At 72.5% G+C, this 23338-nt stretch carries 18 protein-coding genes; 8 read left to right on the top strand and 10 right to left on the bottom strand.

The window, feature by feature from the left end:
- Positions 1-31: 31 nt before the first annotated feature.
- The 3 genes from C1N80_RS09550 to C1N80_RS09540 all read left to right on the top strand — a co-directional run bounded on the left by C1N80_RS09550 (position 32) and on the right by C1N80_RS09540 (position 2767).
- Positions 32-1129 (top strand): LLM class flavin-dependent oxidoreductase, encoded by a 1098-nt coding sequence (locus C1N80_RS09550; RefSeq protein ID WP_137770543.1) that lies wholly within the window; start codon positions 32-34, stop codon positions 1127-1129.
- A gap of 121 nt (positions 1130-1250) precedes the next feature.
- Entirely contained in the window at positions 1251-1769 is a 519-nt protein-coding gene (locus C1N80_RS09545; protein WP_137770542.1) for a PH domain-containing protein, read from the top strand.
- 56 nt (positions 1770-1825) lie between these two features.
- Positions 1826-2767, top strand: a complete 942-nt coding sequence (locus tag C1N80_RS09540; protein ID WP_137770541.1) for a 3-methyladenine DNA glycosylase — start codon at positions 1826-1828, stop codon at positions 2765-2767.
- Positions 2768-2826: 59 nt separating this feature from the next.
- On the opposite strand, the gene C1N80_RS09535 is transcribed toward C1N80_RS09540, so the two are convergent.
- Positions 2827-3768 (bottom strand): serine protease, encoded by a 942-nt coding sequence (locus C1N80_RS09535; RefSeq protein ID WP_137770540.1) that lies wholly within the window; start codon positions 3766-3768, stop codon positions 2827-2829.
- 487 nt (positions 3769-4255) lie between these two features.
- Here C1N80_RS09535 and C1N80_RS09530 point away from each other — a divergent pair, with 487 nt between their 5' ends.
- On the top strand, positions 4256-6811 hold the full coding sequence (locus C1N80_RS09530) for an RNA helicase (RefSeq protein WP_137770539.1): 2556 nt from the start codon (positions 4256-4258) through the stop codon (positions 6809-6811).
- Position 6812: 1 nt separating this feature from the next.
- Here C1N80_RS09530 and C1N80_RS09525 read toward each other — a convergent pair whose 3' ends face one another.
- The 9 genes from C1N80_RS09525 to C1N80_RS09485 form a co-directional block, all read right to left on the bottom strand.
- On the bottom strand, positions 6813-8102 hold the full coding sequence (locus tag C1N80_RS09525) for a nitrate/nitrite transporter (RefSeq protein ID WP_205750637.1): 1290 nt from the start codon (positions 8100-8102) through the stop codon (positions 6813-6815).
- A gap of 146 nt (positions 8103-8248) precedes the next feature.
- Positions 8249-8782 carry a glycine cleavage system protein R gene (locus tag C1N80_RS09520; protein WP_103384939.1) on the bottom strand — a complete coding sequence of 178 codons (534 nt, stop codon included), beginning with the start codon at positions 8780-8782 and terminating at the stop codon, positions 8249-8251.
- 95 nt (positions 8783-8877) lie between these two features.
- Entirely contained in the window at positions 8878-10530 is a 1653-nt protein-coding gene (cimA, locus tag C1N80_RS09515) for a citramalate synthase (RefSeq protein ID WP_137770538.1), read from the bottom strand.
- A gap of 7 nt (positions 10531-10537) precedes the next feature.
- The gene (locus tag C1N80_RS09510; protein WP_137770537.1) at positions 10538-11629 is read right to left on the bottom strand and encodes a branched-chain amino acid aminotransferase; all 1092 of its coding nucleotides are present in this window, start codon (positions 11627-11629) and stop codon (positions 10538-10540) included.
- A 40-nt stretch (positions 11630-11669) separates the two neighbouring features.
- Positions 11670-12719, bottom strand: a complete 1050-nt coding sequence (locus tag C1N80_RS09505; protein ID WP_137770536.1) for a 3-isopropylmalate dehydrogenase — start codon at positions 12717-12719, stop codon at positions 11670-11672.
- A 43-nt stretch (positions 12720-12762) separates the two neighbouring features.
- Entirely contained in the window at positions 12763-14370 is a 1608-nt protein-coding gene (gene serA / locus C1N80_RS09500) for a phosphoglycerate dehydrogenase (protein WP_137770535.1), read from the bottom strand.
- Between the two features lie 211 nt (positions 14371-14581).
- On the bottom strand, positions 14582-15613 hold the full coding sequence (gene ilvC / locus C1N80_RS09495) for a ketol-acid reductoisomerase (protein WP_137770534.1): 1032 nt from the start codon (positions 15611-15613) through the stop codon (positions 14582-14584).
- A 131-nt stretch (positions 15614-15744) separates the two neighbouring features.
- On the bottom strand, positions 15745-16281 hold the full coding sequence (gene ilvN / locus C1N80_RS09490) for an acetolactate synthase small subunit (RefSeq protein WP_240811083.1): 537 nt from the start codon (positions 16279-16281) through the stop codon (positions 15745-15747).
- A gap of 2 nt (positions 16282-16283) precedes the next feature.
- On the bottom strand, positions 16284-18047 hold the full coding sequence (locus C1N80_RS09485) for an acetolactate synthase large subunit (protein WP_240811082.1): 1764 nt from the start codon (positions 18045-18047) through the stop codon (positions 16284-16286).
- Positions 18048-18408: 361 nt separating this feature from the next.
- On the opposite strand from C1N80_RS09485, the gene C1N80_RS09480 reads away from it, so the two are divergent.
- From C1N80_RS09480 to C1N80_RS09465, 4 genes are read left to right on the top strand one after another with little or no spacing between them, the layout of a single operon-like run.
- On the top strand, positions 18409-20154 hold the full coding sequence (locus tag C1N80_RS09480; protein ID WP_137770532.1) for a nitrite/sulfite reductase: 1746 nt from the start codon (positions 18409-18411) through the stop codon (positions 20152-20154).
- The gene (locus C1N80_RS09475; protein ID WP_137770531.1) at positions 20151-21017 is read left to right on the top strand and encodes a phosphoadenylyl-sulfate reductase; all 867 of its coding nucleotides are present in this window, start codon (positions 20151-20153) and stop codon (positions 21015-21017) included. The genes C1N80_RS09480 and C1N80_RS09475 overlap by 4 nt, the downstream gene beginning before the upstream one ends.
- Entirely contained in the window at positions 21014-21943 is a 930-nt protein-coding gene (gene cysD, locus C1N80_RS09470; protein WP_137770530.1) for a sulfate adenylyltransferase subunit CysD, read from the top strand. The genes C1N80_RS09475 and cysD overlap by 4 nt, the downstream gene beginning before the upstream one ends.
- Positions 21943-23268, top strand: a complete 1326-nt coding sequence (locus C1N80_RS09465) for a sulfate adenylyltransferase subunit 1 (RefSeq protein ID WP_137770529.1) — start codon at positions 21943-21945, stop codon at positions 23266-23268. Before cysD ends, C1N80_RS09465 begins: the two co-directional genes overlap by 1 nt.
- Positions 23269-23338 lie beyond the last annotated feature (70 nt).

Here is a 23338-nt window from a genome sequence, read left to right as displayed (position 1 = left end):
GAATTATCAACGAGATTGCGCGAGGAGCCCGATGAGCACCGCACCCACCCCATCCGTCCCCCGGCCTGTCAGCTTCGGCTTGGACACCTTCGGCGACGTGACCGTCGACGCCGATCGCCGCAGCGTCGGCCACGCGCAGACCCTGCGGGACGTGGTCGCCCAGGCCGAGCTCGCCGACCGCGTCGGCATCGACCACTTCTCCGTCGGCGAGCACCACCGGCCCGACTTCGCCGTGAGCGCGCCGGACATGGTCCTCGCCGCGATCGCGAGCCGCACCGAACGGATCACCCTCGGCACCGCCGTGATCGTGCTCAGCTCCGACGACCCGCTGCGCCTCTACGAGCGCTTCTCGACCCTCGACGCCCTCTCCGGCGGGCGCGCCGAGCTCACGGTGGGCCGCGGCTCCTTCACCGAGTCCTTCCCCCTGTTCGGCCACTCCCTCCAGGACTACGAGACCCTCTTCGAGGAGAAGCTCGACCTGCTCGCCACCGCCCTGCGCGAGCGCCCCCTCAGCTGGTCCGGGAGCATCCGCCCGCCGCTGAAGGACCAGGAGCTGTTCCCGCCGCTCGAGCGCGAGCTGCCCACCTGGGTCGCCGTCGGCGGCAGCCCGAACTCGGTGGTGCGCGCCGCCCGGCACGGCCTGCCCCTCATGCTCGCGATCATCGGCGGCTCCCACGAGCGCTTCGCGCCCTACGTCGAGCTGTTCCGCGAGGCGAGCGGCCAGCTGGGCACCGGCGCACTGCCCGTGGGCGTCCACTCCCCTGGGCACGTCGCTGCGACCGACGCGGAGGCCCGCGAGCAGCTGCTCGAGCACTGGATCGCCCAGCGCAACCAGATCGGCGCCGAGCGCGGCTGGGGTCCGACGGGCCCCGCGGAGTTCGACGCCGAGATGCAGCACGGCGCCCTCTACGCCGGCTCCCCGGAGACCGTGGCGCGCAAGATCGCCCGCACCGTGCAGGACCTCGGCCTGGACCGCTTCGACCTCAAGTACGCGAACGGACCCGTGCCCCACGAGCAGCTCATGACCTCGATCGAGCTGTACGGCACGGAGGTCATCCCGCGGGTGCGTGAGCTGCTCGCGCAGGGAGCCTCCGACGCCGCGATGCCGCGCCGCTCCCCCGGTCTCTGACCTCCGCGGGATCGGCCCGCCCCGCCCGGCGTCGGGCATCCCTCCGGGGTGGGACCTATCCTTGCGTCCCTCCCGCGCCACGTCCGTGACGGCGAGCACCCCGCCTCGAAGGAGCGCCACGATGCGCGACCCTGCGCCGCACGTCGGGCCGCGGCTCGTCTACCGCGCGGGGCCCGGCATCCTCTACCGGGTCGCCGTGGGCGTCCTGCTCGCGGGCCTCGCCGTCGCGTTCCTCGGCGGTGCATCGATGTCGCTCCTCAGGCCGGAGCGACCTCGCGTGCTCCTGGCGACCCTCCTGGTCGCCGCGTTCCTCCTTCTCGGCACAGGCGTCGCGCTGCTCCTGCGCCCCGCGTTCATCGTCACCACCGAAGGCATCACGGTGCGCGGCTACGTGCGCACGCGGCGAATGGCCTGGGCCTCGATCGCGCACGTGGAGGTGGACAGGTCCTTCTTCGACCGAGGAGCGACCGTGGTCGTGCTCCGGGACGGCCGACGCGTGCGGTGCGCGCTCACCGGCTCACGGTTCGCCCTGCACCGCGGGGAGAGCATGTTCGACCACGGCTCCGACCTCCTGCAGCCCGCGCGTCCCACCCGGGCGGCGATCGACGCCCATCGACGGTGGCTGCGGGGCGGGCGCTGAGCGCGGTCGGTCACGCGCAGGAGCCGGGACCGGCGGGCCGCTGGCACACTGCTGGGATGACCGCCCCTCCCCCGCTCCGACGGATCCCCGCCGACGAGGCGCGCGAGCAGCGCCGCGCCCACGAGGAGCGGGCGGATGCGCTGACCGCCGGCCACCGGGAACGCCGGCGCCGCGGGGAGAAGCATCCGGTCGAGGACTTCCTGTTCACCTACTACCCGTTCTCCGCCGCGCGCCTACGCCGCTGGCACCCGGGGGCCGGCGTCGCGTACGACGCCGCCGCGGATCGCGACGAGCACGGGGAGAGCGTGATCGCGGATCTCACCGAGGACGGCTCCCGCTCCTGGTACGTCGACGTGGCCGACGGCCCCACGACCTGGCGGCACGCGGACGTCGAGCGCTTCCGCACCGAGCGCGCGAGCGCCCTGGGTTTCATCCAGCGCCTGCTCTCCTCCTCGACGCTCACCGCGCGGCGCCCCGAGTTCGGGTGCTTCGGCCTGCACGAGTGGGCGATGGTCCACGGACTGCGTCCCGGGCGGCAGCGTCACGAGGACCTCCCGCTGCGGCTCGGCCAGGAGGAGACCGACGCGGTCGTCGAGCGGGAGCAGCTCGTGTGCTCCCACCTCGACGCGTACCGCTTCTTCACCCCGAGCGCCGCTCCGCGCAACGCGATCACCCCGAGCCGCGAGCGGCAGGTGGAGCTCGACAACCCCGCCTGCCTGCACGTGGGGATGGACCTGTACAAGTGGGCGATGAAGCTGGGCCCGCTCGTGGACTCCGCGCTCGTGCTCGACTGCTTCGAGCACGCCCGCGCCACGCGGGTGCTGGACATGGAGGCGAGCCCGTACGACGTGCGCCCGCTGGGCTACGGGGTGGTCCCGATCGAGACGCCCGGCGGGAAGGCGGAGTACGTGCGCCGCCAGCGGGAGCTCGCCACCGGTGCGGACGCCCTGCGGGCGCGGCTGCTGGAGCAGCTCGCGCCGCTCACCGCCGACGCCTGAGACGCCGAGGGCCGGCATCTCCAGGGGATGCCGGCCCTCGATCAGGAGGAGGGACGTGCTCAGAGCGCGCCGGCCTCCGCGTACGCGGACTGCGCGTCGGCGCCGAAGTACGGGCCGTACATGACGTTCTTCTGGGTGTTGTAGCCGAAGCTGTTCACCGAGTTCTGGGCCCCGTCGCCGAGGAACCAGGGGCCGCCGGAGGAGCCGCCGGTCATGTCGCAGGAGATGCCCTGGGACTGGGTGTCGCCGATCGTGTCGTCGCTCGCGGTGCCGGAGCAGGACTCGAGGGACTCGCCGTCGAAGGGCGCGGCGGCCGGGTAGCCGTAGGACGTGTACGACGCGCCGCGGGCCTGGTTGAAGGCGATCGCGGTGGTGCCGACGGTGGACTCGAGGGTCGCGGTGCCGCTCTCCGGCTCGACCTTCGCGAAGGCGACGTCGTAGCTGATGTCCTCTTCGGAGACCCACTGGTCGGTCGAGACGAGGTCCGTCGCGGCCCAGGTGCCGTAGGGGGCGTCGCCGTGGTCGTAACCGGGCACGAAGACCCAGTTGGTGGCCCAGGTGCCGGCGTCGTTCACGCAGTGCCCGGCGGTCGCCACGGTCGAGCCGTTGCCGGAGGCGACGGCGTTGCCGGAGCAGACGTAGTCCACGCCGCCCTGGGTGAAGAAGACCTTGCCCACGGTGTCCTTGGCCGCGGCGGCGGCCTGGGGCTTCTTGCCCTTCTCCGCGCTCCTGCCGGCGACGGTCTGGGGCTTGCCCTTCTCGACGGCGTCGGTGACCGGAGAGTCCTCGGGGGCGAGGTCCTCCGCGGGGACGGCGGACTCCATGCGGGAGGCGGTCCAGTACTCGTGGGCGTCGGACTGCGCGCTCGAGGAGAGCGTGGTGCGCTCGCTGTCCGGGCCGTCGGCGGCGGCGATGCCGGCGCCGCCCACGGCGAGTCCGGCGACCAGGGCGGCGCCGCCCAGGAGTCGGGAGCAGCGGCGGAGGAGGGGGCGTTGCGTCACGGTGGTGCCTTTCGACAGGTTCCTGGGGAGGGATGACGACCTCGGGAGGCCGTGGCGGCAACCTACGTCACGTGATGGAGGTCACCCGCCCGTTCGTTCCGGCTCCTCCCGGTCCGCCCGGATCGCCTCCACCACCCGTCGACTACTCCTCGGTAGCCAAGCCTTCGCCCGAGCCCTCCGAGCGCCCGTCGCCATCACTGCAGGTCGCTCCGCACTCCGTCGCACAGTCATCCGAGGGGCTCTCGACCCCCGAGCCATTTTGATCACGATCAGGTAACGATCGCCCGAACGGGACGGGTCGCGCGGCGGCCCGTCGCTCCTCGTCCCAGTGCTCGACCGCGCCCTCCCCCGCTCTCTGCTCGTCGGTGAGCGAGGGGTCCTCGGATCGTCGTGCCGGCATCGTCGTCCTTCCGTCGCAGGAGGCACCGCAGTGCCCGGGCGCTCGAGGGTAGCCGCCCGGGCGCCCCGGCCCTGGCAGACTGGACCCATGCCTGCGCTGACCCCGTTCCTGCCCCCCGACCTCGACGGAGACGGTCAGGACGCGATCGTCGACGGCTTCATCGCCGCGCAGGAGTCGCAGGGCCGCACCCTCTACCCGCACCAGGAGGAGGCCCTGCTCGCGATCGCGGCCGGCGACCACGTCATCGCCGCGACCCCCACCGGCTCCGGCAAGACCACGATCGCCTACGCCGCGATCTTCGCCGCCCTCGCCCGCGGGGAGCGCGCCTACTACACGGCCCCCATCAAGGCCCTGGTCTCGGAGAAGTTCTTCGACCTCGTCGCCCAGTTCGGCGCCGAGCGCGTCGGCATGATGACGGGCGACTCGAGCGTCAACCACGACGCCGAGATCATCGTCTGCACGGCCGAGATCTTCGCCAACCACGCCCTGCGCGACGGCCCCTCCTCCGACGTGGGCCTCGCCGTCATGGACGAGTTCCACTACTACGGCGACCCCCAGCGCGGATGGGCCTGGCAGGTGCCTCTCGTCGAGCTCCCCCGCTGCCAGTTCGTGCTCATGAGCGCGACCCTCGGTGACGTGACCTTCTTCGAGGTGGATCTCCTGGAGCGCACCGGCCGCGAGGTCACCACGATCGCCGACGCGCCCCGACCCGTGCCCCTCGACTTCCGCTGGGCCCTCGAGCCGCTGCCGGACACGATCGCGACGATCCTGCAGGACCGCGACGCCCCCGTGTACATCGTCCACTTCACCCAGAAGGACGCGCTCGAGCAGGCGCAGGCGCTGCTGGGCCAGAAGATCCTCTCCCCCGAGGAGAAGCAGCAGGTCCGCGACATCATCGGCGATTTCCGCTTCGCCAAGGGCTTCGGGCAGGTGCTCTCCAAGCTCGTGCGCGAGGGCATCGGCGTCCACCACGCCGGCATGCTCCCGAAGTACCGCCGGCTCGTGGAGAAGCTCGCGCAGTCCGGCCTGCTGAAGATCATCTGCGGCACCGACACGCTCGGCGTCGGTATCAACGTCCCGATCCGCACCGTGCTCCTCACCGGCCTCGCGAAGTTCGACGGCAAGCGCATGCGGCTGCTGAACTCCCGCGAGTTCCACCAGATCGCCGGCCGCGCGGGCCGCGCCGGCTACGACACCGTCGGGCACGTGGTCGTCCAGGCGCCCACCTGGACGATCGAGTTCGAGCGCGAGCGGGCCAAGCAGCGCGCCCGGGAGGAGGCCGGGAAGGCCCCCAACAGCGCGAAGAAGCGCAAGAAGGAGCCCAAGCCCCGGATTCCCGAGGGCGCCGTCTCGTGGTCCGAGGAGAACCTCACCAAGCTCGTCGAGAACGCCCCGGAGCCCCTGCGCCCGCACCTGCGGATCACCCCGTCGATGGAGCTCGCGCTCATCGCCCGCCCCGGGAACGCCGTGAGCGCCGCCCGGCACCTCATCATGACCAGCCACCAGACGACGCGGCAGAAGCTCGCCCTGGTCAAGCAGGCCGCCGAGATCTTCCGCGGGCTCAAGGACGCCGAGATCGTCCAGCTGCTGCCGGAGGCGGACCACCTGGGACGGCGGCTCGCGCTCGTCGAGGACCTCCAGCTCGACTTCACGATGAACCAGCCGCTCGCGCCCTTCGCGATCGCGATGATCGACTCCCTCGACGAGGAGTCGCCGACCCTCGCCATGGACACCGTCACGATCATCGAGTCCGTCCTCGAGGATCCCCGGCAGATCCTGCTCGCCCAGCAGAGCGCCGCCAAGGGCGAGCTGCTCGCCGAGCTCAAGGCCGACGGCGTCGAGTACACCGAGCGGATGGCGCGGCTGGACGAGGTCACCTGGCCGAAGCCGATGGCGGAGGAGCTCGAGGCCGCCCTCGAGATCTACCGCCGCACCCGGCCCTGGGTGCGCGCCGAGGACCTCTCCCCCAAGTCCGTGGTGCGCGAGATCCACGAGACCGGGCAGACCTTCAGCGAGTTCGTCCAGCGCTACGGGCTGCAGCGCTCCGAGGGCATCGTGCTGCGGTACCTCTCCGACGCCTACCAGGCCATGCGCCGCACGATCCCCCAGGACCTGCGCACCGAGGAGCTCGAGGACACGATCGAGTGGCTCGGCGTGCTCGTGCGCGGCATCGACTCCTCGCTCCTGGACGAGTGGGAGGCGCTCACCCACCCCGAGGACGGCCCCGGCGCCGAGGAGGAGGTGCGGCCCAGCTCGCCGCGCGGCCTCTCCGCCCAGACCAAGGTGCTGCGCACCATGGTGCGGGCCGCGATGTGGCAGCGGGTCGAGCACTTCGCCTTCGAGCGCGAGGAGCGCCTCGCCCAGCTCGACGGCGCCGCCGGCTGGGACCGCCGCGCCTGGGCGGACGCCATGGACGCCTACTACGACGCCTACGACGAGGTCGGCATCGACGGCCCCGCCCGCTCACCCCAGCTGCTGCAGATCGCCGAGGAGTCGAAGGTGTGGCGGATCCGCCAGGTCCTCGACGACCCCGACGGGAACCACGACTGGGCGATCGAGGCGGAGCTCGACCTCGAGGCGACCGACGAGGCCGGCGAGCCGGTGCTCTCGATCACCCACGTGGGGGACATGGCCTCCCGCTGAGTCACCGGCGGCTCATGCGCACGGTGAGGACCATCGCCCCGACCGCCGCGAGGAGCAGCAGCGCGAGCGCCGGGGCGTAGCTGCCGAGGCCCTGCATCGTCGCGGCCATGAGCAGCGGCGGGACGAACCCGCCGAGCCCGCCCGCGGCACCGACCACGCCCGTCACGGCGCCGATCTCCCCGGCCGGGGCCACCCGCGCGACGAGCGCGAACACCGCGCCGGCGCCGAGGCCCAGCGCCCCGGCGGCGAGCAGGAGCGCGAGCGTGCCCGTGGGGGCGAGCGGCGGGTGCAGCGCGAGGACGGCGGCCGCGACGGTCAGCGCCGCGTAGGAGACCAGGAGCGTGCGGGCGGCGGTGAAGCGGTCCGAGAGCACCCCGCCGAGCGGGCGCAGCAGCACCGCCATGACCACGAAGCCGGCCGTGCACAGCGCCGCCTCCCCCGGCTCGAGGCCGTACCAGCGCACGAGCAGCGTGGGCAGGAAGACGGAGAACGCGACGTACCCGCCGAAGGACAGCGCGTACAGCGCGCTCGCCTGCCAGGTCACGGCCAGGCGGAGGGCCGCGGCCGTCGCCCGCACGGGATCGCCGACGGCCGGGCGCCAGGTCGGGGCGGTGCGCATCGACGTCGCCGCGACCACGGCGAAGGCGACGAGCGCGGTGGCGGCCACGAGGAAGGGCGCCGCCTCTCCCCCGGCCCGCACGAGCGGCACGGTGGTGAAGGCGGCGATCGCCGTGCCGCCCATGCTCGCGCCGTAGATGCCCGTCGCCATCCCGCGCCGCGAGGGCGGGAACCACGAGTTCACGTACGGGATGCCGATCGCGAAGGCCGTGCCCGCGATGCCGAGCAGCAGCCCGCCGAGGAGGAGACCGGCGAGCGAGTCCTGGCCGACCAGGCCGAGCAGCAGCACCGGCACGACGGCGGCGAGCGAGACGGCGGTGAACATGACCCGGCCGCCGAGCCGGTCCGTGAGGGCGCCGATCGGGACCCGGCCGAGCGCGCCGACGAGCACGGGCACGGCCACCACGAGGGAGGCGTCGGTGATCGTGCCGCGCTCCACGAGCACCGGCCCGAGCGGGCTCAGCAGCGCCCAGGCCCAGGAGCTCACGCCGAAGCCGAGCGTGGCGAGCACGAGAGCCCGCACCGCCCCGGCGGGCAGGGTGACGGCAGTCGGGGCGGCGCCGGCGGTGGGGGCGGCGCCGACCTGTGGGGCGAGGTCGACGGACGCGGAGGGATCGACCGCGAGGGCGGGATCGACGGGAGGGGCGGGCGGGGCGAGCGGCGACGAGGTCACGGGGACTCAGCTCTCACGGGACGACGGGTGAGACCTCAGCCTGGGAGCGCCCGCGCTCCCGGACCAGCACCCCGGTCACCGGCAAGACCGTCGATCACGGTTCGGTCACGGAGCCCTCGAGGGCTCCGTGAACACGCCGCCCGGGGTCAGGCTGTCGCGTCGAGGTCCAGGTCCACCATGAGCTCGGCGGCGATCGCCTCGAGGGCCTCGCGCACCTCCGACTCATCGGCCCCCTCGGGGAGGCGCACCACGGCCTCCGCCTCGAAGAGCATGCCTCCGCCCTCGGGCGCCTCGCGCGTGAGCGAGCGGAGGGAGTCGATGGTCGCGCCCTGGGAGTGCAGCGCCTCGGTCACCTCACGCACCATGCCCGTGCGGTCCTGGCCCAGCAGGGAGAGCACGAGGCCCGTGCCCGCGGGAGCACCGTCGGCGGCATCCTCCGGGTGCGCGGGCGCGGCCTCGACCTGGAGACCCACGCCCGCCGCGAGCCCGGGCAGGGCGTCGAGGAAGCCGGCCGCCCGCTCCTCGGGGAGGTCCACGCGGACGATGCCCGCGAACTTCCCGGCGAGGAGGGCGAGCTGGCTGTCCACCCAGCTCCCGCCGTGGTCGTCCACGGCCGCGGCGAGGGTGGACACGAGGCCGGGGCGATCATCGCCGATCGCGGTCAGCACATAGGTCAGCATGCTCCCAGGGTAGCGCCCGGCACGCCCCGGGAGGCGGGTTCCCGGACGTCCCGGGCCGCAGGCCGGCGCCCCGCACGAGCGAGCAGGAGGTGAGCTCAGATGCCGAGCTTGTGGAACGCGTAGGTGTACGCGTCCACGATCGCCTCCCAGGCGGCGTCGATGATGTTCGTGCCCACGCCCACCGTGTGGAACTCGAGGCCCGCGCCGCCCGTGCGCACGAGCACCCGGGTCGTCGCATCGGTGCCGTGGTGGGAGTCGAGGATGCGCACCTTGAAGTCCTGCAGCTCGAGCTCGTCGATCTGCGGATAGGTCTCCAGGAGCCCGCGCCGCAGCGCCGTGTCCAGGGCGTTGACCGGTCCGTTGCCCTCGGCGATGGTGACCGAGCGCGAGCTCGGGTCGTCCGCCCGGGCGAGCAGGCGAACCGTCGCCTCGGTCTCGAGGGAGCCGTCGCGCAGCAGGTGCGAGGTCGCCCTCCAGGACTCGACCGAGAAGAACCGCGGCACGCGCCCCATCTCGTCGAGCAGGAGCAGCTCGAAGGAGGCGTCGGCCGCCTCGTAGGAGTACCCGGCTGCCTCGCGCTGCTTGACCGTGGTCGCGAGCCGCGCGAGCAGGTTCTTCTCCCCCGTGAGGTCGAAGCCCAGCTCGCGCCCCTTGAGCTCGATCGAGGCGCGACCGGCCATGTCGGAGATGATCATGCGCATGTCGTTGCCGACCTCGCGCGGATCGATGTGCTGGTACAGGTCCGGGTCCACCCGGATCGCGCTCGCGTGCAGGCCCGCCTTGTGGGCGAAGGCGCTCTGGCCCACGTAGGGGCTGCGCGGGGAGACCGGCATGTTGACGATCTCCCCGATCGCGTGGGCGATCCGGGTGGAGTCCTCGAGCGCGGCCTCCGGCACGAGCTCGAGGCCCATCTTCAGCTGGAGGTCAGCGAGCATCGTGACGAGGTCGGCGTTGCCGGTGCGCTCCCCGTAGCCGTTGACGCAGCCCTGCACGTGGTCGATGCCGGCGCGCACCGCGGTGAGGGCGTTGGCGACCGCGCAGCCGGAGTCGTTGTGCGTGTGCACGCCGAGTCGCACCGGCGCGTCGCCGACGGCGCTCCCCGCGTCCAGGCGCGCCCGGAGGTCCTCGACGATCTCGGTGACCTGGTGCGGGACCATGCCGCCGTTCGTGTCGCACAGCACCACGGCGCGGGCCCCGGCTGCGTGGGCCGCCGCGACCACGGAGGTCGTGTAGGCGGGGTCGTGGAGGAAGCCGTCGAAGAAGTGCTCCGCGTCCACGAACACCTCGCGCCCGAGCGCCACCAGGTGCTCGACCGTGTCCCGGACCATCGCGAGGTTCTCCTCGGCGGTGGTGCGCAGCGCGCCGGTCACGTGGCGCAGGTCCGACTTCGCGACGAGGGTGATCGTCGGCGCGCCGGAGTCCACGAGGGCCTGCACCTGCGGGTCCTCGGCGACCGCGACGCCGGCCTTGCGGGTCGCCCCGAAGGCCGCGAGGCGGGCGTGCCGCAGCTCGAGCTCGCCGGCGGCGCGGGCGAAGAACTCGGTGTCCCGCGGGACCGCGCCCGGCCAGCCGCCCTCGATGTAGGTCACGCCCAGCTCGTCGAGCAGGCGCGCCACGGCGAGCTTGTCCGCGACGGAGAGCGTGAGGCCCTCCTGCTGGGAGCCGTCGCGCAGCGTCGTGTCGTAGAGGTGGAAGCCCGGGATCGCCGCGGGCGCCGAGGTCTCGGGAAGCGCAGGGGTCGTCGTCATGGGGGCCTCAGACCAGGCGGGTGAGCCAGCCGTGACGGTCCGGGACCCGGCCGTACTGGATCCCGGTGAGCTCCTCGCGCAGGGACAGGGTGGTCTCGCCGGAGCCGCCGTCGGCCACGGTCCACGAGCCGCCGTGGGCGCGCAGCTCCCCGATCGGCGTGATCACCGCGGCGGTGCCCGCCGCGAACATCTCGGTGATCTCGCCGGCCGCGATCTGCGAGGTGAGCTCGGCGAAGTCCAGCCGCTGCTCGACGGGCTCGAGGCCGCGGTCCTCCGCGAGGCGCAGGATCGAGTTGCGCGTGACGCCCTCGAGGATCGACCCGGTGAGCGAGGGGGTGAGGATCCGGCCGTCCTTCGTGATCGCGAAGACGTTCATGCCGGAGAGCTCGTCGACGAAGGTGTGCGACTCGGAGTCCAGGAACATGACCTCGTCCGCGCCCTGGGCGGCGGCCTGCTTCTTCGCGAGCAGCGAGGAGGCGTAGTTGCCGCCGCACTTCGCGTCGCCGGTGCCGCCGGCGCCCGCCCGCGCGTACTCGTCCGTCACCCACACCACGAGCGGCTGCACGCCGCGCGGGAAGTAGGCGCCGGCCGGGGAGGCGATGAGGTAGTAGTCCGCGATCGCGGAGGAGTTCACGCCGAGGAACTCCTCGTTGGCGAACATGAAGGGGCGCAGGTACAGGGAGGTCTCCCCCTCCGGCTGCGGGACCCACGGCTCGTCGGCCGCGACGAGCGCGCGCAGCGAGGCCACGAAGTCCTCCACGGGGAGGTGCGGCAGCGCGAGGCGGTCCGCGGAGTGCTGGAAGCGCTCGGCGTTGCGCTCGGGGCGGAAGGTCCAGATGGAGCCGTCCGCGTGGCGGAAGGCCTTGAGCCCCTCGAAGATCTCCTGGCCGTAGTGGAGCACGGCGGAGGCCGGCGAGATCTCGAAAGGGCCGTAGGGAAGGATCTCGGCCTCGCCCCAGCCGCCCTCGGCGGTCCAGCGGGCACGGGCCATGAAGTCCGTGAAGTGCCGGCCGAAACCGGGGGCGGCGAGGATGCGGGCGCGCTCGTCGTCGCCCACGCGACGGGTGGTGGTGGTCGAGGTGAAGGTGAGCGCGCTCATCGGAGGCTCCTGGTACGGGACGGGACGGAAGGGGTGGGGGTCAGTGATCGGTCACGGCGGCGACGAGGGCGTCGCCGATCGCGACGGTGCCACGGGCACCCAGGGAGGCGCGCTCGGCGAGATCGGCCTCGACGGCGCCGCGGACCTTCTGGGCGGGACCCGCGTGGCCGAGGTGGTCCAGCAGCAGGGCCACCGAGAGCACCGTCGCGGTCGGGTCGGCGAGGTCCTTCCCGGCGATGTCCGGCGCGGAGCCGTGCACCGGCTCGAACATCGAGGGGAAGGCGCCCGTGGGGTTGATGTTGCCGCTCGCGGCGAGGCCGATGCCGCCGCCGATCGCGCCCGCGAGGTCCGTGACGATGTCGCCGAAGAGGTTGTCGGTGACGATGACGTCGAAGCGGGCGGGGTCCTGGACCAGGTAGATCATCATGGCGTCGACGTGCGCGTAGTCCACGCTCACGCCCGGGAACTCCGCGCCCACCTCGTCGACGACCCGGCGCCACAGGTGCCCGGCGTGGACGAGCACGTTGTGCTTGTGCACGAGGGTGAGCTTCCCGCGGCGCGCGGCGGCCTGCTCGAAGGCGTAGCGGACCACGCGCTCGACGCCGACGGCCGTGTTGAGGGACACCTCGGTCGCGACCTCGAGCGGGGTGCCCGTGCGCATCGATCCGCCGTTGCCCACGTACGGGCCCTCGGTGCCCTCGCGGACCACGAGGAAGTCGACCTCCCCCGGCTCCGCGAGCGGCGTGGAGACGCCGGGCACGAGCCGGGTGGGGCGCAGGTTCACGAAGTGGTCGAAGCCGAAGCGGAGCTTGAGCAGCAGCCCGCGCTCGAGCACGCCCGAGGGGACCTCCGGGTCGCCCACGGCGCCCAGCAGGATCGCGTCGTGCTCGGCGAGGCGGCTCATGTCCTCGTCCGTCAGGGTCTCCCCGGTGCGGTGCCAGCGGCCCGCGCCCAGGTCGAAGGGCGTCGTCTCGACGGCGACGCCCGCCGGCTCGAGGGCCGCGCGGAGCACGCGCAGGCCCTGGGGCACGACCTCCTGGCCGATGCCGTCGCCCTCGATGACGGCGAGGCGGAGGGTCGAGTCGTTCATCTGCTGCTCCTGGAGAGGTGTCGGTCGGAGTGGTGGGCGGGGATCAGTAGACGAGATCGGCGGCGTGCACGGAGTGCGCACCGATCTCGCGACCGATCTCCTCGGCGAGCTCGCGCGGGGCGGACTCGTCGAGGTCGAGGACGACGAGCGCCTCGGAGCCCTGGGTGGTGCCGGCGCGGGAGACCTGCATGCCGGCGATGTTCACGCCCGCGGCGCCCAGCCGCGCGCCGTACTGGCCGATCATGCCGGGTCCGTCGACGTAGCGGATGACCAGGAGGTGGTCCGAGAGCGGGACCTCGAGCTCGTGGCCGCCGATCTCGACGAGCTTGTGCTCCTGGCGGGCGCCGCTGAGGGTGCCGGCGACGGAGACGACGGAGCCGTCGCGGAGGGTGCCGCGCAGCGCGACGACGTTGCGGAAGCGCTCGCTCTCCTCCTCGGTCTCGAGCTTCACGGAGATGCCGCGCTCCTCGGCCATGACGGGGGCGTTGACGTAGGAGACCTGCTCGGTGACCGTGCCGCGGAACATGCCGCGCAGCGCGGAGAGCTTGAGGGCGGTGACGTCGTGGGTCGCGATCTCGCCGCGCACGACGATCTCGAGCACCTCGGGGGACTCGGCGGCCAGCGCGGTGAACAGCTGGCCCAGGCGGTCGGCGAGGGCGACGCCGGGGCGCACGAGGTCGTCGAGCGCACCGCCCGCGACGTTCACGGCGTCCGGCACGAGCTCACCGGCGAGGGCGAGGCGCACGGAGCGGGCGACGGCGACGCCGGCCTTCTCCTGGGCCTCGGCGGTCGAGGCGCCGAGGTGGGGCGTGAGGGTGATGTTCTCGAGCTCGAGGAGCTTCGCGGCGGTCTCGCTCTTCGCCGGCGGCTCGGAGCTGTAGACGTCCAGCGCGGCGCCGGCGATCTGGCCGGTGGTCAGCGCCGTGTAGAGCGCCTCCTCGTCGATGAGCCCGCCGCGGGCGGCGTTGACGACGTGGAGGTTCGGCTTCGCGATCGCGAACTGCTCGGCGCCCAGCAGGCCGGTGGTCTCCGGGGTCTTGGGCATGTGGACGGTGATGACGTCGCTCTCGCGCATGATCTCGTCGAGCTCGACGACCCGTGCGCCGAGCTCGGCCGCGCGGGCGTGGCTCACGTACGGGTCGTAGGCGAGCAGGGTGACGCCGAAGGGGGCGAGGCGCTCGGCGACCAGCTGCCCGATCCGGCCGAAGCCGACGACGCCGACGGTCTTGCCCAGCAGCTCGACGCCGGTGAGCTGCTTGCGCTCCCACTTCCCGGCCTTGACGGAGGCGTCGGCCCGCGCGAGGTTGCGCAGCGAGGCGAGGATGAGGGCCACCGCGAGCTCCGCGGCGGAGGTGATGTTCGAGGTCGGCGCGTTGATGACCATCGCGCCGGCGACGGTCGCGGCGGGGACGTCCACGTTGTCCAGGCCCACGCCCGCACGGGCGACGACCTTGAGGTTCGGCGCGGCCGCGAAGACCTCGGCGTCGACCTGGGTCGCGGAGCGCACCAGGAGGGCGTCGGCGTCGACGACGGCGGCGAGCAGGGCGGCGCGGTCGGCGCCGTCGACGTGGCGGACCTCCACGTCGGGACCGAGCACCTCGACGGTGGCGGGCGACAGCTCTTCGGCGATGAGGACGACGGGACTCGTCACGGAATCTCCTCCGGTACAGACGGCGATCGTCGCACTCATCCTCGGGGCGACGCGTATGAGCACAGCGTAATCCGCTGTCCGCCATGCGGTCGCCATGATCACGATCCGAGAAGGTGCTCAAGGGGCTCGCTGAGGACGCCGGACGAGGGACGGGGCGGGCACCCGATCCTGCGATCGGATGCCCGCCCCGCCGTGAGGGGACGCCTCGGGATCAGCGCGCGGCGCTGCCCTCGGTGTAGTCCGCGTCGACGCTCGTGGTGGACCACGAGAACATCTTGCGCAGGTCGCGGCCGACGGTCTCGATCGGGTGCGTCGCCTCCTTGGCGCGCAGCTCCTGGAACTCGGTCGCGCCGTTGTCCTGGTCGTCGATGAAGCGCTTCGCGAAGGCGCCGGACTGGATGTCGGCGAGGATCGCCTTCATGTTCGCCTTGGTCTCGTCGGTCACGACGCGCGGGCCGGAGACGTAGTCGCCGAACTCGGCGGTGTCGGAGATCGACCAGCGCTGCTTGGCGATGCCGCCCTCCCACATGAGGTCGACGATGAGCTTGAGCTCGTGGAGGACCTCGAAGTAGGCGATCTCGGGCTGGTAGCCGGCCTCGGAGAGGGTCTCGAAGCCCGCCTGCACGAGGTGGCTCATGCCGCCGCAGAGCACGGCCTGCTCGCCGAAGAGATCCGTCTCGGTCTCCTCGGTGAAGGTGGTCTTGATGACGCCGGCGCGGGTGCCGCCGATGCCCTTGGCGTAGGCGAGCGCGAGGTCCCAGGCGGAGCCGGTCGCGTCCTGCTCGACGGCGACGATGTCCGGGATGCCGCGGCCCGCGACGAACTCGCGGCGCACCGTGTGGCCGGGGGCCTTGGGGGCGATGAGCAGCACGTCGACGCCCGCGGGGACCTCGATGTAGCCGAAGCGGATGTTGAAGCCGTGCGCGAAGGCGAGCGCCTTGCCCTCGGTGAGGTGCGGCTGGATCGACTCGGAGAAGACCTTCCGCTGGTCCTGGTCCGGGGTGAGGATCATGATGAGATCCGCCCACTCGGCGACCTCGGCGACGGAGCCCGTCGTCAGGCCCTCCTCCTGCGCCTTCGCGGCCGACTTCGAGCCCTCGCGCAGGCCGACGCGGACCTCGACGCCGCTGTCGCGGAGGTTCAGCGCGTGGGCGTGGCCCTGCGAGCCGAAGCCGATGACGCCGACCTTCTTGCCCTGGATGATCGAGAGGTCTGCGTTGTCGTCGTAGAAGATCTCCGCCACGATGTGCTCCTTTGTGTGTGGTTGTGTCCGCGCCGGGGCGGGGTTCGCACCCTCGGCGCCGGCGACAGGTCGATCCTATCGCCGTCCGTCTTACGTTGTGAGAGGCCGTCTCAGCCCGTGACCCTCGCGGGTCAGCCGAGGAGACTGCGGTCGGTGATCGCGCGGCCGCCGCGGCCGATCGCGACCTCGCCGGACTTCACGATCTCGCGGATCCCGAAGGGCTCGAGCATTCCCAACAGGGCGTCGAGCTTGTCCTGGGTGCCCGTGGCCTCGATGGTCACGGCGTCGGTGGCCGCGTCGACCACCTTCGCACGGAACATCTGGACCACCTCGAGGACCGAGGTGCGCGAGGCGTTGTCCGCGCCCACCTTGATGAGGATGAGCTCGCGCTGGATCGTCTGGCGAGGGTCGAGCTGGACGATCTTGAGCACGTTGACCAGCTTGTTGAGCTGCTTGGTGATCTGCTCGAGGGGGTGCTGGTCCACGTCGACGACCACGGTGATCCGGGAGATCTCCGGGTGCTCGGTGGGGCCCACCGCGAGCGAGGCGATGTTGTAGCCGCGGCGCGCGAACAGCGCGGAGACGCGGGTGAGCACGCCGGGCTTGTTCTCGACGAGGACGGACAGGGTCTGGGTGTTCGGTCGCATCACGGAATCGGTGGAGTTCATGCTCAGATGTCCCTCTCCCACTCGGGGCTCATGCCCTGGGCGATCTGGATCTCGTCGTTGGAGACGCCGGCGGGGACCATCGGCCACACCATCGCGTCGGCGCTCACGGTGAAGTCCACGACGACCGGGCGGTCGTTGATCGCCATCGCCGCCTCGATGGTCGCGTCGATGTCCTCGTCCCGCTCGCAGCGCAGCCCCGCCGCGCCGTACGCGTCGGCGAGCTTCACGAAGTCCGGGATGCGGCGCGAGCCGTGACCGGTGTTGAGCTCGGTGTTCGAGTAGCGCTGGTCGTAGAACAGGTTCTGCCACTGGCGCACCATGCCGAGGCTCGAGTTGTTGATGACCGCGACCTTGATCGGGATGTCGTTGATGACGCAGGTCGCGAGCTCCTGGTTCGTCATCTGGAAGCAGCCGTCGCCGTCGATCGCCCACACCGGGACGTCCGGGCGGCCCACCTTGGCGCCCATGGCCGCGGGGACCGAGTAGCCCATCGTGCCGAGGCCGCCGGAGTTGATCCAGCTGCGCGGGTTCTCGTAGGAGATGAACTGGCTCGACCACATCTGGTGCTGGCCGACGCCGGCGACGAACACCGAGTCCGGGCCGCTGATCGCGCCGATCCGGGAGATGACCTTCTGCGGCGCCGTGAAGCCGTCGGCCGTCTCGGTCCAACCCAGCGGGTAGGAGCTGCGCAGCGTGTCGAGCATCTGCCACCACGCGGCGTAGTCGCGCGGGTCCTGCTCCGCCGCATCGAGGCGGGAGCGCAGCTCCGCGGTGAGGGCCGTCGCGACCTCCCCGGCCTGCCCGACGATCGGGACGTCGGCGGTGCGGTTCTTGGAGATCTCCGCGGGGTCGATGTCCGCGTGGACGATCGCCGCGTCCGGGGCGAAGGAGTCCAGGCGCCCGGTCACGCGGTCGTCGAAGCGAGCGCCGATCGCGATGATGAGATCCGCCCGCTGGAGGGCCGAGACCGCCGCGACCGTGCCGTGCATGCCGGGCATGCCGAGCTGCTGGGGGTGGGAGTCCGGGAGCGCACCGCGGCCCATGAGGGTCGTGACGAAGGGGGCGCCGGAGAGGTCCACGAGCTCGCGCACCTCGGCCGAGGCGTTCCCGCGCAGCACGCCGCCACCCAGGAGGAAGACGGGCCGCTTCGCGGAGAGCAGCAGCGAGGCCGCCTCGCGGATCTGCTTGAGGTGGGGCCGGGCCTCGGGGTGGTAGCCGGGGAGGTCGAGGTCCTCGGGCCACACGAACGGGGCGGTCGCCTGCTGGGCGTCCTTCGTGACGTCCACGAGGACGACGCCGGGGCGGCCGGTCGAGGCGATGTGGAAGGCCTGCTTGATGGTGCGCGGGATGTCCGCGGCGTCCTTCACGAGGAAGTTGTGCTTGGTGACCGGCATCGTCATCCCGACGATGTCCGCCTCCTGGAAGGCGTCGGTGCCGATGAAGGAGGAGCCCACCTGGCCGGTGATCGCGACCATCGGGATCGAGTCCATCTGGGCGTCCGCGATCGCGGTGATGAGGTTCGTCGCGCCCGGGCCGGAGGTCGCGAGGCACACGCCGACCTTGCCGGTCGCGTGGGCGTAGCCGCTCGCCGCGTGGCCCGCGCCCTGCTCGTGGCGGACGAGAACGTGGCGGAGCTTCTTGGCGTCCAGGAGCGGATCGTAGGTGGGGAGGATCGCGCCGCCGGGCAGGCCGAAGACGACCTCGGCCCCGGCATGCTCGAGGGACTCGACCAGCGCCTGCGCGCCGGTCATCTGCTGCGGGGACATCGTTGCTCCTTCGGATCGCGGACGGGGGACCAGGGGCGGCCGTGCCATGTTCCCCTCCCCCTCTCGGGTCCGTGCCCGCGGATCACGCTGAACACGAAAAAGCCCCTCGGCCTGGGGCTCTGGAGGGGCGCGGAGGACGTCTCGTAGGGACGAACGGGCGTCAGCCGCGCTCGATGACTACGAGAAGGATCTTCTGCATGGGCACACCATAGCCCGCCCGGCCTCGCCCTCCGCCGCGTCCGTCCAGGATGCGGACCCGCACGGGACGGCGACCGGTCGACACCTCGGGGGCCGGCCATGCGGCGACACAATTCGACCCAAGCATTTGTTCGAGGCCGCATAACGCGTCACTATGGATCGCATGGACAGCCCTGACACCGACCTGCGCACCCCGGCCCCGAGCGCCGCCGGCGCCGCGCCCGCGCGTGTGCGCCCCTCCCGCTCCGGGAAGCCCCAGGGTCAGTGGAAGGTCGACGGCCCCACGCCCCTGAACTCCAACGAGGAGGTCAAGGCCGCCGGCAACGGGCTCGACGTGCGCCGACGCATCGAGGAGACCTACGCCCGCGAGGGCTTCGACTCGATCGACGGCGACGACCTCCACGGCCGCTTCCGCTGGTGGGGCCTCTACACCCAGCGCAAGCCCGGGATCGACGGCGGCCGCACCGCCCAGCTCGAGCCGCACGAGCTCGAGGACCGCTACTTCATGCTGCGCGTGCGCAGCGACGGCGCCCTGCTGCCCCCGCGCGCTCTGCGCGTGCTCGGCTCGATCGCGACCGACTTCGCCCGCGGCACCGCGGACATCACCGACCGTCAGAACGTCCAGTACCACTGGATCGGCATCGAGGACGTCCCGGAGATCTGGCGGCGCCTGGACACCGTCGGCCTCGAGACGACGACCGCGTGCGGCGACACCCCGCGCGGTTTCCTCGGCAGCCCGGTCGCGGGCATCGCGGCGGACGAGATCATCGACCCCACCCCCGTGATCGCGGAGATCAAGCGCCGCTTCATCGGGGACCCCGAGCTCGCGAACCTCCCCCGCAAGTTCAAGACCGCGATCACCGGCCACCCGAGCCTCGACGTCGCGCACGAGATCAACGACGTCTCGCTCGTGGGCGTCGTGCACCCCGAGCTGGGCCCCGGCTACGACCTCTGGGTGGGCGGCGCGCTGTCGACCACGCCGCGCCTCGCGGAGCGCCTGGGCGCCTTCGTCACGGAGGAGCAGGCGGCGGACGTCTGGCACGGCGTCATCCGGATCTTCCGCGACTACGGCTTCCGGCGCCTGCGCAACAAGGCGCGCCTCAAGTTCCTCCTCGCCGACTGGGGCACCGAGCGCTTCCGGGAGGTGCTCGAGACCGAGTACCTCGGCTACGCCCTCGCGGACGGCCCCGCCCCGGCGCCCGCCACCGGACCCGGTGACCACGTCGGCGTGCACCCTCAGAAGGACGGCCGCTCCTACATCGGCGCCGCGCCGACCGTCGGCCGCATCGGCGGGGACCTGCTCACCCGCCTCGCGGACCTCGTCGAGGAGGTCGGCGCCGAGGGCGTGCGCCTGACCGCCTTCCAGAAGCTCGTCGTGCTCGGCGTCCCCGCCGACCGCGTCGAGGACGCGGTCGCCGGCCTCGAGGGGCTCGGCCTGCGCACCCGGCCCGGCGCCCTGCGCCGCTCCTCCATGGCCTGCACCGGCCTGGAGTTCTGCAAGCTCGCGATCGTCGACACGAAGGACACCGCCGAGCGCACGATCGACGAGCTCGAGACGCGTCTCGCCGACGTCGAGGACCAGCTCGAGGCGCCGATCAGCATGCACGTGAACGGCTGCCCGAACTCGTGCGCCCGCATCCAGACCGCGGACATCGGCCTCAAGGGCCAGATCATCACGACCGACGCCGGCGAGCAGGTCCCCGGGTTCCAGGTCCATCTGGGAGGATCGCTGGGACGCCACGATCTCGAGGTGCCGCAGCTGGGACGCACGCTGCGGCAGCACAAGGTCGCGGCGACCGAGCTGGGCGAGTACGTGGAGAGGGTCGTGCGCCGTTACGTCGCAGGTCGCGACAGCGGGGAGACCTTCGCCGCGTGGACGCACCGCGCCGAGGACGAGGAGCTGCGATGACCGAGAACCGACCTTCCACCGCCGCCGACACCACGGGCGAGTCCCCCGAGCAGCGCACCGCGCGGCTCCGCGCGATCGCCGAGGAGGCCTCCGCGCGCTTCGCCGAGCTCGAGAAGGAGCTCGGGCCCGAGGAGCTCGCGAGCGCGGTCTCCGCGTGGGCCGCCGAGCAGTTCGGCCCCTCCCTCGCCGTCGCCTGCTCGATGGCCGACGCCGTCCTCCCGCAGGTCGTCGCCGCGCAGCGACCCGGCGTCGACGTGCTCTTCCTCGACACCGGCTACCACTTCCCCGAGACGCTCGCGACGCGCGACCGGGTCGAGCAGGAGCTCGACGTGACGATCGTGGACGTGCTCCCCGAGCACACCGTCGCGGAGCAGGACGCCGAGCACGGGCCCCGCCTGCACGACCGCGACCCGGGCGCCTGCTGCGGCATGCGCAAGGTCGCCCCGCTGAAGCGCGTGCTCGCCGGCTACGACGCCTGGGTGACCGGCGTGCGCCGCGAGGAGGGCCCCACCCGCGCCGCGACCCCCGTCGTCACCTGGGACGAGGGCTTCGGGCTGGTGAAGATCAACCCCCTCGTGACCTGGAGCTACGACCGGCTCATGGCGTACTCCTCCGAGCACGGCCTGCCCGAGAACCCGCTGCTGCACCAGGGCTACCCGAGCATCGGCTGCCTGCCCTGCACGCGCGCCGTCGCTCCCGGCGAGGACCCCCGTGCGGGCCGCTGGGCCGGCAAGGAGAAGACCGAGTGCGGGCTGCACCCGTCCGAGGGCGGCACCGGCACCGAGCAGGACGCCCAGGGCGCCCCGATCGCGGCCGTGCCCCTGCAGCTGATCACCGTGAACACCGCCGAGGAGGACCGATGACCACCGTCGCCCGCCCCCCGCAGGAGCTCGGCGCGCCGACCTCCCTGCTCGACGCCCTCGAGAGCGAGGGCATCCACATCATCCGTGAGGTGGTCGCGGAGCTCGAGCGCCCCGTCATGCTCTTCTCCGGCGGCAAGGACTCGGTGGTCATGCTCCACCTCGCGGTGAAGGCCTTCTGGCCGGCGCCCGTGCCCTTCCCCGTGCTCCACGTCGACACCGGCCACAACTTCCCGGAGGTCCTCGAGTTCCGCGACCGCACGGTCGAGCGCCTCGGGGTCGAGCTCAAGGTCGCGCGGGTCCAGGACTACCTTGACGACGGCCGGCTCGAGGAGCGGGCCGACGGCACCCGCAACCCGCTCCAGACCCTCCCCCTCCTCGACGGCATCGAGGACGGCCGCCACGACGCGGTGTTCGGCGGCGGCCGTCGCGACGAGGACAAGGCCCGCGCCAAGGAGCGCGTGGTGAGCCTGCGCAACTCCTTCGGGCACTGGGACCCCAAGAACCAGCGTCCCGAGCTGTGGCACCTCTACAACACGCGCCACCGCCCCGGGGAGCACGTGCGCGTCTTCCCGCTGTCGAACTGGACCGAGCTCGACGTGTGGCGGTACATCGCCCGCGAGGGCATCGAGCTGCCGTCCCTGTACTACGCGCACGAGCGCGAGGTCGTCGAGCGCGACGGCATGCTCCTCTCCCCCGGCGAGATCGTGCCGCTGCGCGAGGGCGAGGCCACCTCCGTGCGCACCGTGCGCTACCGCACCGTTGGCGACGTGTCCTGCACCGGCGCCGTCCCCTCCGAGGCCCGGGACGTCGAGGCCGTCCTCGCCGAGGTCGCGGCGACCACCGTCTCGGAGCGCGGCGCGACCCGCGCGGACGACCGCATCTCCGAGGCCGCCATGGAGGACCGCAAGAAGGAGGGCTACTTCTGATGAGCACCGCATCACTGCTCCTGGATCCCACGGGATCCGCCGAGGGCGGCTCCGGCCCCACCCTCCTGCGCATCGCGACCGCCGGCAGCGTGGACGACGGCAAGTCGACCCTGATCGGCCGGCTCCTGCACGACACGAAGTCCGTCCTCGCGGACCAGCTCGCCTCCGTCGAGGCGGCGAGCCGTCAGCGCGGCTGGAAGGGCGAGCTCGCCGATCTCGCGCTGCTCACCGACGGCCTCCGCGCCGAGCGCGAGCAGGGCATCACGATCGACGTCGCCTACCGCTACTTCGCGACGGCGACCCGCTCCTACGTGCTCGCCGACACCCCCGGCCACGTGCAGTACACGCGCAACACCGTCACCGGCGCCTCCACGGCGGACGTCGTCACGGTCCTCGTCGACGCCCGCAACGGCGTCGTCGAGCAGACGCGCCGGCACCTCGCGATCGCGGGCCTGCTGCGTGTCCCCCACCTGGTCGTCGCCCTGAACAAGATCGACCTCGTCGAGAACCCCCAGCAGGTGCACGAGGAGGTCGTCTCCCAGCTCGAGGAGATCGCGAGGACCCTCTCGATCGCCGACCTGCGCGTGGTGCCCGTCTCCGCGCTGCACGGCGACAACGTCGTGACCCCGTCGGAGAAGACGCCCTGGTACACGGGGCCCACCCTCCTGGACCTGCTCGAGTCCTTCCCGGGCGGCCAGGACCTGCGCGAGGGGCCCTTCCGCCTGCCCGTGCAGCTCGTGATCCGCCCCCAGCAGGGCGCCGTGGACCCCGCGCACGTGGACTACCGCGGCTACGCGGGCCTCATCACCTCCGGCTCGATCGCCGTGGGCGACGAGGTGGGCGTGGCGGGCTCCGGCCGGAGGACGCGGGTTGTCGGCATCGACCGCGGTCCCGAGTCCGTGGACCGCGCGGAGGCCGGCATCGCCGTGACCCTGCGCCTGGCCGACGATCTCGACGCCTCGCGCGGTGACCTCATCGCCGGGGGCGACCTGCCCGTCACGGCGGAGTCCACGACCGCGGTGCTCTGCTGGCTCGCGGAGAAGCCGCTCGTCCCGGGGGCCCGGGTGCTCGTCAAGCACGGCACCAGCACCGTCCAGGCGCGCGTCACCGCGCTCCTCGAGAAGCTCGACATCGCGGCACTCGAGCGGGTGCCCGCGGAGCAGGGCGAGCTCAACGACCTCGTCCGGGTCGAGCTGGCCTTCGCCCAGCCCCTCCCCCTCGAGCCCTACGGCGCGAGCCGCGAAGGCGGCTCGTTCATCGTGATCGACCCGCAGAGCGGCACCACGCTCGCCGCGGGCATGGTCGGCGCCGAGCTGCGCGCCTGAGCCGCTCGCCCGTCGGACCGACCGGTCCGACGGGCGAGCGTTCACGGAGAACAGGGCCGGAAGTCCTGCG

The organism is Brachybacterium sp. SGAir0954, assembly GCF_005490785.1.
GTDB lineage: Bacteria > Actinomycetota > Actinomycetes > Actinomycetales > Dermabacteraceae > Brachybacterium > Brachybacterium rhamnosum.
Note: the sequence above shows the minus strand (reverse complement) of the source record. Positions and strands in the feature narration are given on the sequence as shown.

Coding starts and splice junctions, on each gene's coding strand:
- C1N80_RS09550 (WP_137770543.1), top strand. CDS start 32: ATGAGCACCGCACCCACCCCATCCGTCCCCCGGCCTGTCAGCTTCGGC.
- C1N80_RS09545 (WP_137770542.1), top strand. CDS start 1,251: ATGCGCGACCCTGCGCCGCACGTCGGGCCGCGGCTCGTCTACCGCGCG.
- C1N80_RS09540 (WP_137770541.1), top strand. CDS start 1,826: ATGACCGCCCCTCCCCCGCTCCGACGGATCCCCGCCGACGAGGCGCGC.
- C1N80_RS09530 (WP_137770539.1), top strand. CDS start 4,256: ATGCCTGCGCTGACCCCGTTCCTGCCCCCCGACCTCGACGGAGACGGT.
- C1N80_RS09520 (WP_103384939.1), bottom strand. CDS start 8,782: ATGCTGACCTATGTGCTGACCGCGATCGGCGATGATCGCCCCGGCCTC.
- cimA (WP_137770538.1), bottom strand. CDS start 10,530: ATGACGACGACCCCTGCGCTTCCCGAGACCTCGGCGCCCGCGGCGATC.
- C1N80_RS09510 (WP_137770537.1), bottom strand. CDS start 11,629: ATGAGCGCGCTCACCTTCACCTCGACCACCACCACCCGTCGCGTGGGC.
- C1N80_RS09505 (WP_137770536.1), bottom strand. CDS start 12,719: ATGAACGACTCGACCCTCCGCCTCGCCGTCATCGAGGGCGACGGCATC.
- ilvN (WP_240811083.1), bottom strand. CDS start 16,281: ATGAACTCCACCGATTCCGTGATGCGACCGAACACCCAGACCCTGTCC.
- C1N80_RS09485 (WP_240811082.1), bottom strand. CDS start 18,047: ATGTCCCCGCAGCAGATGACCGGCGCGCAGGCGCTGGTCGAGTCCCTC.
- C1N80_RS09480 (WP_137770532.1), top strand. CDS start 18,409: ATGGACAGCCCTGACACCGACCTGCGCACCCCGGCCCCGAGCGCCGCC.
- C1N80_RS09475 (WP_137770531.1), top strand. CDS start 20,151: ATGACCGAGAACCGACCTTCCACCGCCGCCGACACCACGGGCGAGTCC.
- cysD (WP_137770530.1), top strand. CDS start 21,014: ATGACCACCGTCGCCCGCCCCCCGCAGGAGCTCGGCGCGCCGACCTCC.
- C1N80_RS09465 (WP_137770529.1), top strand. CDS start 21,943: ATGAGCACCGCATCACTGCTCCTGGATCCCACGGGATCCGCCGAGGGC.